The following is a 14,030-nucleotide window of genomic DNA, read 5'->3' as shown; positions in this document are numbered from 1 at the left end:
GGCAGCCTCTCTCGCGCAGGCGCGGTCGGGGGGGGCGTGCCGAAAGGAATAGCGAAAATCATGATCGATTTTGTTGAGTACGTCGTTTCCGAACTGAAGAGCCGGCGTTTGTCGAAGGCAAGCGCGCTGGAGCTGATTCGGCAGTTTTCGGGCAATACGGGCGGCGCGGCGAGGGAGACGGTCATCCATCCCTTAGTGCAGCGCAATGTGTCCGACCTGCAGGAACAGCGCTACGGCACTTTGTTCAGCGGCAAGGAGTTCTACCTTATCGACCATCGGGTGATGATGGACGGTAAGCCGCAGTCCGTATTGCCAGGCGTGGCGTACCTGGAAATGGCACGGGCTGCTCTGATGGATGCCTTGCCGGACGGCAACGAAAGCGCACCTGTCGAACTGACCGACGTGGTATGGCTTGCCCCGCTGGTGGTGAGCGCAACTCGGCAGGTTTTTATTGCGTTGGCGCCGGCTGCAACGGACGCGGGCGGCATCGAGTTCGAAATTTTCAGCGCCGGGCCGGATGAGACAGGAGACGATGTCGTCCATTGCCGCGGCATGGTTCGCATGCTGGCGGAGGACGCATCGGCGCCGCTTGATATCGCCAGCATCGAACGGCGTATGACGCGTGGCCGCATCGACGCAGCTGAGGTCTACGCCGCGTATCGTGAGATGGGTATACGTTTTGGTCCCGCACACCAATCCGTGCGCACGGTGATCGCGGGTCGTGACGAAGCCCTGGCTCGCCTTATCCTGCCGGAGACGGTTGACGGTACCTTGTCTGCCTATCGCCTGCACCCCAGTCTGGTGGATGGTGCCCTGCAGGCGTCCATAGGGTTGCTGCCTGACCTCGATAATCTGCCTCGTGATTCATCACTGCCCTTTGCCCTGGAGACGATGCGGGTATTCGCACCATGCCCGAAAGAAATGATGGTCTGGGTTCGCCACGCGGCCGATTCCCAGCCCCAACGTGGCGTGATCAGACTGGACATCGATTTGTGCGACGCCGAAGGCAGCGTGTGCGCGCAGTTGCGTGGATTCACTTCGCGGGCGCTGGGCGCAGGTCCTGCCCCCGTCGGTGCTGGCAACGACAACAAAGCCGGCTTGGTGCTGGCCAGCGTCGCCTGGCAGGACGCGCCCCTGTCGGCCAGGGTGAATGAGTATGCGACGTTTATCCATCACGTCATCGTTTGCAATTGGCCGGACGAAGAGGTGTCCGACCTGCAGAACCTGGCGCCGCGACTGCAATGGCATCGGCTGAAAGGTTCGCCTGAGTCGGCGGTAGGATTCACTGCGCTGGCGCTGGATGCCTTCGAGATCATCCGCAACATCCTGCGCAATCCTGATGGCATACCGGCGCGGGTGCAACTGCTGTTGCGTGCCGGCGAGCAGGACGCTTTGTTGGCGTTGTCTGGCCTGTTCAAGACAGCGGCGCTGGAGAATCCGGACTTTCAGGGCCAAGTCGTCATCCAGGATGGCGCGATGACGGCCCAGCATTTATGGGGGTGCTTGCAGGCCGAAATAGAACAAACCTCGGCCCCTGTGGTGCGCTATCGCGGCGCGACCAGGCAAGTGCCGGGCTGGATCGATCATAGCGAACTGGACATTGCACCACGCATGCTGATCAAGGAGCACGGCGTTTATGTGCTGACCGGCGGCTTGGGTGGCCTGGGTAAATTGTTTGCCGCGGACATTTTGCGCCACACCCGTTCAGCCAAGGTGGTTCTGACCGGGCGCGCAGATAGCGATTCGGTGTTGCCGCGCGTGCAGGCCCTGGCGGCCGAGCTGGGCGCGGGCGAGCGTCTGGTCTATCGGCAAATTGATCTGGCCGACCTCAACGACGTTCGTGGCTTGATGGCCGAACTGACGGCGAGCCTGGGGCCGATCAAGGGCATCATCCACAGTGCCGGCATGATTGCCGACAGCTTCATCGTTAAAAAAACCGCCGCTGAATTTGCCAGCGTGTTAAAGCCCAAGGTGTATGGGGCGGCCAACCTCGATCTGGCCAGCCAGGACATCGATCTGGACTTTCTGGTGCTGTTCTCGTCCGGCGCTTCGGTCATGGGCAATCTGGGCCAGGCGGACTATGCCGTCGCCAACGGCTACCTGGATCACTATGCGGCGCGGCGCAATCAAATGGTGGCCGCCGGGCTGCGTAGCGGAGCCACGCTGGCCATCAACTGGCCGCTGTGGCGTGACGGCGGCATGCACATGCCCGAGCGTCAACAGGAAGCCATGCGAGCCGCCACGGGAATGCTGCCGCTGTCCAGCGTTCACGGCCTGCGTGCGTTCCATGCGGGCTTGGACGCCGGGCTGGGCCAAATGCTAGTCGTCGAAGGTGAACTGGACAAGATTCGTGCCGAGTTGTTCGGCAAGGCATCGACGATCACGATCGAGGACGCGGATGCAGAGCGGGGCGAGGTGCGGGCGGTTGATGGAGCGCACGCGGCGCAAGGGGTAGACAAGTTCATACCCGCCGATCTGCGCCAGCGTACGCGGGATTACCTGCGCCACCAGCTTGCCGTGTTGTTCAAATTGCCCTACGGGAAAATTGATCCCTGTGCACCGCTGGAAAAATACGGCATAGACTCCGTCCTGGCGATGGATTTGACCGCGCAACTGGAAAAGCATTTTGGCGCACTGTCGAAGACCTTGTTCTTCGAGTACCAGACCATAGACGAGTTAGCCGACTATTTCATGCAGACGCATGATGCGAGCCTGCGCAAGCTGTTTCCGGTTGGGGCGGCCGAGGCCGACAGCGGTGTCGGGCAATCCGCAATGCCGGTGGGGGGGACTGTCGGGTCGTCGGACGTCGCCGTTGCGTCATCGACGGCCCGTCGCGTGCAACGAAAAAAAGGACGCGCCACCGCGTCTGTTCAGGCCCACACGTTGCCGGACAATCATCAACACGAACCGATCGCCATCGTCGGCCTCAGTGGCCGCTATCCCCAGGCCGAGGACATTGAGGCGTTCTGGACGGTGCTGCGCGACGGCAAAAACTGCATTACCGAGGTTCCGGCCGAACGCTGGAACTGGCGCGATTACTACAGCGAGGATCGCAACGCTCCAGGCCGCCACTACAGCAAATGGGGCGGTTTCATCCGAGGCATCGACGAATTCGATCCGCTGTTCTTCAACATCCCTCCAGTCGACGCGCACATGCTGGATCCGCAGGAGCGCATGTTCCTGCAACATGCCTGGATGGCGGTCGAGGATGCCGGCTATACCCGCGCCAGCATGCAGATCCCGTCGCACAACGGACCGCCGGGGCAGGTAGGCGTCTACGTGGGCGTGATGTACGGCGAATACCAGTTGCTGGGTGCCGAGGCCAGTGTGCATGGACAGCCGGTGGGCGTGCCGGTGAGCTACGCGAGCATCGCCAACCGTGTTTCGTACGTGATGAATCTGCATGGCCCCAGCATGACGCTGGACACCATGTGCTCGTCGTCGCTGACGGCTATGCACCTGGCCTGCCAGGACCTCAAGCAGGGCAGGACAGACCTGGCGATAGCCGGTGGCGTCAACCTAAGCATGCATCCCAACAAATACCTCATCCTCAGCGCCGGGCAGTACATTTCGGGTGATGGCGCGTGCCAGAGCTTTGGCGAGGGGGGCGACGGCTACATTCCGGGCGAAGGCGTGGGCGTGGTCGTGCTCAAGCGCCTGGCCGACGCCGAGCGCGACGGCAATCATATCTATGGCGTGATCAAGGGTAGCGCGCTCAACCATGGGGGCAAGACCAACGGCTACTCGGTGCCCAATCCCAAGCTTCAGGCTGCGGTGATCGCCATGGCGATGAAAGAGGCGGGCATCGATGCCAGGCATATTGGCTATATCGAGGCGCATGGCACAGGTACCAAGCTGGGCGATCCCATAGAAGTCGCCGCGCTGTCGCAGGCGTTTCGTCGCGATACTGACGAGCGTCAGTTCTGCGCGCTGGGTTCGGCCAAGTCGAATGTTGGTCACTGCGAATCCGCGGCGGGTATTGCCGGACTGACCAAGATCTTGCTGCAAATGCGGCATGGCATGTTGGTGCCATCCTTGCACGCCGAGAGGCTCAATCCCCATATTGATTTCGCGGCCTCACCATTCGTGGTTAACCAAATACTGACGCCGTGGGCGCGTACGCGGATAAACGGGCGGGAGATCCCCCGCATCGCCGGGTTGTCCTCGTTTGGGGCCGGCGGCTCGAATGCTCACTTCATTATCGAGGAATACCGTGCGGCGCATACGCCGTCGACTGAGGCAAGCGAGCCAACGCTGATACCGTTGTCGGCGCGGACGGACGATCAATTGCGTCGCAAGGCGTCGCAACTCGCTGACTACATTCAGGCGCGTCCAGGCGCGCTGGACCTGCGCGCGGTGGCCCATACCCTGCAATCGGGCCGCGAGGTCCTGGATGTGCGGCTGGCGCTGGTGGTGAATTCACTAGCGGAACTGGCCGACAAGCTGCACGTCTATGCACGCGGCGAAGATCCCGTCGCACAGTGCTTTGCGGGCCGGGTCGCACCCGACGCCGGCTTCGTCGACAGCCTCGATCAGGACGAGGACATGGCCGAGACCATAGATAGGTGGATAGCGCGCGGCAAGTTCGACAGACTGGCCGAACTCTGGGTGAACGGACTGACGCTGGATTGGAGAAAATTCCATGGTGATCGCCGGCCGACCCTCGTAAGCCTACCCACGTACCCCTTCGCGCGCGATCGCTATTGGTTCAACGGTGGGGAGGCCGCGCGCAAGGCAGCGAGCGGACAGAGTGCGCATCTGCATCCCCTGTTGCACGTTAATTTGTCCAACTTCTTTCAGCAACGCTATCAGTCGGTATTCGACGGCAGGGAGTTCTTTCTTACCGATCATCAGATATCCCTGCCAGGCGTGGGCAAGCAAAAGGTGTTGCCTGCCGTGGCCTATTTGGAGATGGTGCGCGCCGCAGTCGCGCACGCGTTCGGCGACACCGAAGGCCAGCTGGAATTGGAGAACGTCGTCTGGGTGGAGCCGTTGGTGGTCGATGGCTCCGCCACCGTCACCATTGCACTGTTGGCGGACGACAGGGGTGGTGTTGGGTTCGAGGTGCTGAGCGGCGCTGCCGAAGGCGAAACGCACCAACATTGCCATGGCCACGCGCGACGGGTGGAGCCCGAGGCGCGTGGCCCGGTGGATTTGCGTGCAGTCGACGCCACGCTGAGTCAGACGTCGATACCGCCCCAAGCGCTCTATAACGTTTTTGGTGCGCTGGGCGTGCACTATGGGCCAGCATTCCAGTGTGTGGAGATCGTCCGGCGTGGCAACGATCAGGTCCTGGCCGAATTGGCCGTTCGTGACGGCGCACCCGGCTGGGATCAAGGCTTGATGCTGTATCCGGGCCTGCTGGACGGTGCACTGCAGGCCAGCCTGGGCATGATGGGTGACATCGCTTCGCTGCGTGAGCCTGCTATCCCCTTCATGCTCGATCGCTTCGTTATGGTGGCGCCTTGTGGCCCACGCATGCAGGCTTGGATACGGAAAGCCGCGGATAGCGATGCGGCGGCGGGTATCACCAAGCTGGACCTCGATTTGCTCGACACGAATGGCCAGGTGTGTTTGCGCCTGATCGGTCTGGGGCTGCGCGCAGTGCGCCGCGATCCCGAGCGCGGCCTGTTGCTGGCGCGTCCCGAATGGCAATCCGTGTCGCCACAGGGCGAGCCGGTCGCCACGGTAGCGACCGAGCATCATCACGTATGGCTGTGCGGCAAACAGGTTCCAGGCACCGAGCTTGTTGCGGCGGCAATGCCGGGTCGCGAGGTTCGGTTGATCCTGGCGGCAGATGCCAAGGACAGCCATGCTAAGCGCTACCAACGGGCAGCGTTGGCGGGCTTCGAACAACTGCAAGCCCTGATGCAAGCCGGGGTAACGGACAGAACGCTGGTCCAACTGGTCGTGGTTGGCGCCGAGGACGATGCGCTGCTGACAGGGCTGTCTGGCCTGATCGCCTCCGCGCGGCGAGAGAATCCGCTGCTGTTGGGACAGTTGGTGGTATGCGCGCCCGATATGGATGCGGCCAACCTGGCCGCGCGGCTACACGCGGCGGCCGCTTCGCCGCATGAGCCGTGTATCGACATCGCCGCTGCGGTGCCCAGCGTATTGCGCTGGCAACAGCTACCGGTGGACGAGGCCACGCCCATGGCCTGGCGCGACGGCGGCGTCTACCTCATTACTGGCGGCATGGGCGGCTTGGGGACGTTGTTTACGCGCAATATCTTTGCGCATTCCAAGGACGCCGTCGTCGTGCTGAGTGGCCGCTCGGCCTTGACCGATGAGAAGCGCGACGATCTGGTACATCTGGCCGAAGAACTGCAAGTGCCGCTGAGCCGGCTCGTGTACCGCCAGATCGACTTGACGCGGCAAGCCGAGGTCGAAGCCGTCGTCGCGGCGATCGCGGCGCAATTCGGCGGCTTGCATGGGGTGTTGCACAGCGCAGGCATGATCCACGATGGCTTCATCGTCAACAAGACACCGCAGGAGTTTGCCCGGGTGCTGGCGCCCAAGGTCGCCGGTACCGAAAACCTGGACTTGGCTACGCAACGACTAAGGCTGGATTTCTTTGCCCTGTTTTCTTCCATGGCTTCGGCAGTGGGCAACGTGGGGCAGGCCGATTACGCGGCGGCCAATGGTTTCATGGATCACTATGCGGGTTACCGCAATGCGCTGGTTGCGACCGGCGCTCGCCATGGTCGTACGGTCTCCCTCCATTGGCCGCTATGGCAGGATGGTGGCATGCGACTGGATAATGCAACATTGGCTGCCTTGCGCGCGGTGTCGGGCATGGAGCCGCTGGCGACGGCGTCGGGCATGTTGGCCTTCCATCAGAGCCTGTCGCAGACTAGCGCGCGGGTCCTGGTGGCCGAGGGCAACGTAGATCGTTTGCTTCGGGTCTTGCGGCCGGAACCCACAGTCGCGCCGACAACGGATGTCGTCGGGACGGCATCGACCTTGCCCACGGACGCCGACGATTCCTTGCACGATCGGACGGTACGTTATTTGATCGGTGAATTCTCCGAGCTTATGCGGATACCCGCCCACGAAGTGGAGCCCAAGGCGGCGTTGGAGAAGTACGGCATGGATTCCGTACTTGCCATGAAGCTGACTAACCAGCTGGAGCAGCGTTTCGGCGCCTTGTCCAAGACTCTCTTCTTTGAATATCAGAACCTAGCCAGTCTTGCGGGTCACCTGGTCAAGGCTTTTCCGGACAAGCTGAGCGTGCTGATCGGCACAGCCGAAAGCGGTCAGGCGGCTGCAAGCATGGCGGCAGTGAGTTCCACCCCCGCTATGACAGTAGGCGCGGCGCGCCCGCGCAAAATGCTGGCGGGCAAGCTTGCGCCGTCACAACATCCCAAGCCGATAGACGACATCGCTATCATCGGCGTTGCGGGACGCTACCCGCAGGCCGCCAATCTGCGGGAATTCTGGGATAACCTCAAGCAGGGACGCGACTGCATTACCGAGATTCCGCCTGAGCGCTGGGATCATTCGATGTTCTTCCACCCCGAACGCCATCAGCCAGGTAAGGCCTATAGCAAGTGGGGGGGGTTCCTCGATGGCGTTGATACCTTCGATGCACTGTTCTTCAGCATCTCACCCAAAGAAGCCGAACTTATCGACCCGCAGGAAAGGTTATTCCTGGAGACTGTCTGGCAGACGATGGAAGATGCCGGGTACGACAGGGTCGCCTACGCGGGGCAGCATGTCGGTGTGTACGTGGGTGTCATGTGGGGACAATATGAATTCTATGGCGTCAACGCTGGCGCGGGCGGCATGCCCAGTTCATCGTTCGCGTCCGTGGCCAATCGGGTGTCGTATTTCTTTGACTTTCACGGCCCCAGCCTGGCAGTGGACACGATGTGCTCGTCCTCGCTCACGGCGATTCACCTGGCTTGCGAAGCCTTGCGCCAGGGTAGTGTGCCCCTTGCCATCGCGGGCGGCGTCAATCTGTCGCTGCATCCGGCAAAGTACTTGAGTTTGAGCCAGGGCAATTTCGCGTCCACCGACGGACGTTGTCGCAGCTTTGGCGCGGGCGGCGACGGCTACGTTCCGGGCGAAGGCGTGGGTGCGGTGCTGCTCAAGCCGCTGCACCAGGCGGTGGCCGATGGCGACCAGATCTACGCCGTCATCAAGGCGGCAGTCGTCAACCATGGCGGCAAGACCAACGGCTATACCGTGCCCAACCCCGTGGCCCAGGGCGAGCTGATCCGCAATGCCCTGGATCTGGCGCGAGTGAATCCTGCCAGCATAGGCTACGTGGAAACCCATGGTACTGGCACGGCGCTTGGTGACCCGATAGAAATGACCGGCCTGGTGCGGGCGTATACGAATGCGGGCGACGGATCGATGCAGGCGCAGTCCTGCGCCATTGGCTCGGTCAAGTCCAACATAGGGCATCTTGAATCGGCTGCCGGTATCGCCGCACTTACCAAGGTGTTGTTGCAGTTCAAGTATGGTCAGCGAGTGCCCTCGTTGCATGCGCAAGCGCTCAACCCGCATATCGATTTCGCCGGTACGCCGTTCCAGGTGCAGCGCACATTGGAAGACTGGCCAAGCCTGGATGGCAAGCCGCGCCGCGCGGCGATCAGCTCGTTTGGCGCGGGTGGCTCGAACGCCCATGTGATCCTAGAGGAATTCCAGGCGCCACCGTCGTCTCAGCATCAACGCCCCGAGGCCGTGCTGATGTCGGCGCGCGACCAGGCATCGCTGCGCGTTTATGCGCAGAATCTGATTGCGCATTTGCTCGACGAGCCAGGCCTGGCGCTGAGCGATGTCGCCTTCACCACCCAGGTCGGCCGCACGGCCATGACACATCGGCTGGCCGTGATCGCCAGCACCACGATAGAACTGATCGACAAGCTGCGCGTCTGGTTGGCGCAATCCGCGTCGGGTGCGACGGCGTTGGAGCACGTATTTGAGGGCCGAGTGGGCAAGGACGTCCCGGGTGATGTGCCTGTCGTGGACGTTGTCCGTCAGAATTTGTCCGGATTGGCAGAATCGTGGATCCACGGCGCCAGCATCGATTGGCCGGCCTTGTTCCGCAATGAATCCGTGAGGCGCGTGTCGCTACCCACCTATCCGTTCGTCCGGGAGCACTACTGGATCGAGACGGGTGCAATTCCGCCGGCAACACCATCGATGGCGGTTCAAGCGCAAACGCCTGGCGACACCGATTTGCTGTATTACGAGGCGACGTGGCAGGCCTCCGAGGCGCCTGTCGCAAGTGCAACGGGGGCGTCGTCACTTCTGTTGTTGAACGCGGATGCCGTTCTGGCGTCGGCGCTGCGATGGGCCATACCCGATGCCATGATCATCACGGTGGAGATGGCTGGTCCCTATCGACAACGGGATAACGGCCACTATTGCGTAGACGCTAGATCAAGCGCGGACGTTGTCCGACTCGTACAGGATCTGCACGCAGCCGGCACCTTCCCCGACACCGTCGTGCATTGTGCGGGGTACGGTTCCGTGGATAAGCAACTTGATGAGGGTGTGTACGCTATTCATGCGCTGTGCCAGGCATGGCTCGCCTCGCAGGTGCGCGGCCCCCTGAAACTCTTGTCCCTGCATGGTGGGACATCGGGTGTGACGAACGACGTGTCCCTGGCCTTGCATCTGGCTCTCGCCGGCTATTGCCGCAGTTTGGCTTTGGAACGCCCGGGCTTTGTGTGGAAGCTACTATCGATCGACGATCCGTGGCCGATGGATACGCTCGTGCGTCATATCGTGCTGGAACTGGACGATGCCAGCTGGCGGGATGGCGAGGTGCGCTACCGCGGCGGATCGCAGACCCTGCGGCGCGAACTCAAGACCATGCAGCCGCGCAATCGCGCGCAGGCGCCGCTTGGGGCACCGATACGCCAGCGCGGAGTCTATCTAATTACCGGTGGCCTGGGCGGCGTGGGCTATTTGTTTGGCACATGGCTTGTCAAGGAGTACGGCGCTCGCCTGGTGCTCTCGGGACGCTCGGCGCTCGCCGATGCGTTGCAGCGCAAGCTGGCATTGTTGCAGGCCCACGCCGACCAGCCCGATGACGTGGTTTATGTGCAGGCCGATGTGGCCGACGCCAGCCATACCCAACACCTGGTTGCCGAAGCGCAACGACGTTACGGTCGCCTCGATGGGGTTATTCACAGCGCGGGCATCCATCGCGACGCCTTTGTGTTGAATAAGTCCCGTGAAGAGATGGCACAGGTCTTGTCCGCCAAAATCCAGGGCTGTCTGAACCTGGACGAAGCGACCCGGCATCAGAGCCTGGACTGGTTCGTGCTGTTCTCGTCGGTGGCGGGGGCAGTGGGTAATGTCGGCCAGAGCGACTACGCCTATGCCAATAATTTCCTTGACGCTTTTGCCGAGCAGCGCATGCGCTGGGTCGAGGCCGGAGAGCGGGCAGGGCATACCCTGTCCATCAACTGGCCCTTGTGGGAAGACGGCGGCATGCAGCTGCCGGCGTCCGATATCGAGCTGCTGGCGCGGAAAACCGGCTTGCGGCCGTTGCCGACCGAGGTTGGCGTGGCCAGTTGGGAGGAACTGCTGCGGGGCGGCGATGTGCAGTGCATGCCGGTATATGGGAACGCCGCCAAAATCACCGCCTATTTGTCCGCGCCTTTGTCCGTAACCCAAATGGTGTCTGCAACGGCGCCGGTCGCCGCACCGGCGTTACGCCCGGTCGGCGTCGATGTATCGGATCAGGCAATGGACACCGCGTTAGAGGGCTACCTCAGGGCCATGCTTGGCGATGAGATCAAGCTGCCCGTCGAGCGTATCGATCCCCAGGAGCCATTGACTTCGTTTGGTGTCGATTCCATGATGATCAGCCGGATGAACACCAAATTGGAACGGGACTTCGGCGCCTTGCCTAAGACCTTGTTTTATCAATACGAAAGCATAGAGGCGTTGGCGGGTTATTTCCTCAGCGAGGCGGCAGCTGCGGTGGCGCGGCGCTTTGGCGATGCGCAGTCAAGGGCAATCACGCAGGCCTCAGTACCGGATAGCCAGTCAACGCACGTTGATTCGCCTGTGGGTACAAAGTCCGAGCCGATACAGGCCGTGCTCACACAGGCCACGGTCATGCCTGACGCCCGGCGCGAGCCAATTGCCATCATCGGCGTGCACGGACGCTTTCCGGGTTCGGATTCCGCGCAGGCGTTCTGGCAAAACCTGCGTGCCGGTAAAGATCTGATCGTCCCGGTACCTCAGGAACGATGGGATGCCGAGGAACATTTTGCGGATGACCCGGATTTGGCGCGTGAAGGAAAAATCTATTGCAAATGGGGTGGGTTCCTGAACGATGTCGATACATTCGATGCGAGCTTCTTCAGTATTTCCGCCGACGATGCTCGTATGATGGATCCGCAAGAGCGGCTGTTTATCCAGTCGGTCTGGAGCGCGCTCGAAGACGCCGGCTACACGCGGGACAGCCTCAAAGCGCAACATCCCAAGGGTAAGAGCGCAGATGTCGGGGTGTTCGTCGGTGTCACGACCAACACTTATCAAATGCTTGCGCCCGAAGAATGGCGTCGCGGCAACATGGTCGCACCCGGTTCGCTGCCGTGGTCGATCGCTAATCGGGTATCGTATTTCTTTGACTTCCAGGGGCCCAGCATGCCGATTGACACGGCTTGCTCGTCCTCGCTGATGGCGCTGCACCTGGCGGGCGAAAGCCTCAGGAATGGCGATTGCCAGGTGGCGATTGCGGGCGGCGTCAACCTGTACCTGCACCCCTCCAAGTATCAATCCTTGTGCCGGCGCCGCATGCTGGCCGTCGATGGCAAATGCCGCAGCTTCGGCCATGGCGATGATGGTTTCATTCCCGGTGAAGGCCTGGGTACCGTCATTCTCAAGCCATTGTCGCGGGCGATGGCGGATGGCGACCACGTTTATGGCGTGGTAGTAGCGAGCGCGACCGCACACAGCGGCCGCTCCAACGGATACTCCGCACCCAATCCAAATTCGCAGGCCCTGTTGATCGAAGAAGCCCTGGCCAAGGCGGAGATTGATCCGGCCACCATCAGCTACGTGGAAGGCCATGGGACGGGAACCCAGTTGGGCGACAGCCTGGAGGTGTTGTCGCTGACTCAGGCATTCGGCAAACGAACGGCCCGCAAGCAGTTCTGCGCACTGGGGTCGTTGAAGGCGAATGCGGGGCATGCCGAATCGGCGGCGGGCATCGCCGGCGTGATCAAGGTACTGATGCAGTTCAAGTATCGTGAAATCGCGCCGACCTTGCACGCGGATCCGGTCAATCCGGATATCCCGTTCGCTGACACGCCGTTCTACTTGCAACGGCAGTTGACGCCATGGAAAGTGGCAGCAGGCCACGTGCGTCGGGCCATGATCAACTCGTTCGGGGCGGGTGGTGTCAATGCCTGCGTGATACTTGAAGAAGCGCCGGCCGTCGCACCGACGATCGGCGCGGCTAGGCAAAAACATTTGATGGTTTTGTCCGCTCGGGATGAAAGCGGGCTGCGGGAGCGTGCCGCCGACCTGCTGGAATACCTCAAGCACAATGACCTGGTAGACATGAGCCGGTTGGCGTACACGATGCAGATTGGGCGCGAAGCCATGGAGCAAAGGCTGGCTGTCGTGGCAGAAAACGCCGCCGGACTGGCGACTGAATTGGCTGCCTACCTGGAGCAACGGCCGTCCACCGGGCTGTCGGCCAGCCGTGTGGAACCGCATCGCCGGAAGAAGTCCGTCAGTACCGAAGACCGTGAGCGTGTGCGCTTGGCGGTCGCGCAGTCGGATCTGGCGGCAATCGCCCAACGATGGGTGGCGGGCCAGGAAATTTCCTGGAACCTGTTGCACGAGGGACATTCCGTGCGACGCCTGCCTTTGCCCACCTATCCGTTTTCCTCTACCCGCTACTGGCTGTCCGATGGCGCATCTGCGGCGCCGATAAAACACGAAGTTGGGCCGCGGCGCGAAGAGGTTGCCGGGCCGCCGCGACTCCATCCCCTGGTGCACGACAATGTCTCGACATTGAATGAAATCGGCTTTGCTTCGTCATTATCGGCGCAACATTATTACGGGCGGGATCATCGTATTAATGGCGAAGCTATCTTTCCCGGCTCGGGCTTCGTCGAGATGGCTTGCGCCAGCGGTGCGTTTGCGGCCGAAGTCCCGGTTGTGCGGATCAACGACGTCTTCTGGCTGCATCCGCTGAAACTGGATGATGCGGGGCTGCAGGTCAAGACCCTGTTGCAAGCCAGTGGCGGCGATGTGCAATACACCATCGTGTCGCTCGATAGCGACCATGAGCAGATCGTCCATGCCGAAGGCCGACTGGTATTTCAGGCTGACGACGCCGTGGGCGGTGATTCGGAGCCGGCAGTTTCCTTGCCAGAACTCCGGCAGCGCGCCACCCGGATGCTGGGTCACGAGGAATGCTACCGGCAATTCCGGCAAGGCGGCTTCGACTACGGCTTCAGCTTTCAGACGATACAGGAACTGCATATAGGGTCGGATTTCGCGCTCTCGAAACTGAAGCTTGCCGACAGCCTGCTTGAGGACTTCGACCAATATCTGTTGCATCCCTGCTTGCTGGACGGGGCTTTGCAAACGGTCATTGGCATGGTGGCCGGCCACGGTGCAAATACGCCGCATGTCCCCTTCGCCGTGGACGCTATCGCCATCCTGCATCCCTTGACAGAAACCTGCCACGTCTACGTCGAACGCTCGGCGGGAGACACGGCTTCCGGCGACATCATGATGTTCGATATCCGGCTTCTGAATGCCAATGGCGAGGTCTTGGTCAAACTTACCAATTTTTATGTTCGTGCCTTGACCAAGGGCGCCGACGGCGAAATCGATGAGGCTGAACTCAGCGTCGTCGATTGACCCGGGCTACTAGGAAAACGTGCTGTGACGAGATTGCCTAACGAAGCAGTGGACGCAGGAAGCACGGCGTCATTGCAATGTCACGCACGGCTTGTAGAGTTAGATTCTTCGCTTATGTGGCGGTTCCCACTGACCCACTCGTGTCAACGAGAGGGCGGAGCCTGCCCGACACCCTCAAA

General features: G+C 61.5%; 1 protein-coding gene. It reads left to right on the top strand.

What is annotated here, in order from left to right; genetic code table 11:
- The first annotated feature begins 60 nt into the window (after positions 1-60).
- Complete coding sequence (locus ACYVDM_RS08020) at positions 61-13,851, top strand: SDR family NAD(P)-dependent oxidoreductase (protein ID WP_415792029.1); 13,791 nt, start codon at positions 61-63, stop codon at positions 13,849-13,851.
- Positions 13,852-14,030: the final 179 nt, after the last annotated feature.

The sequence above is a fragment of the Bordetella tumulicola genome (assembly GCF_054779135.1).
The sequence above is the reverse complement of the archived record's forward strand: the minus strand, read 5'-3'. Positions and strand labels throughout refer to the sequence as shown.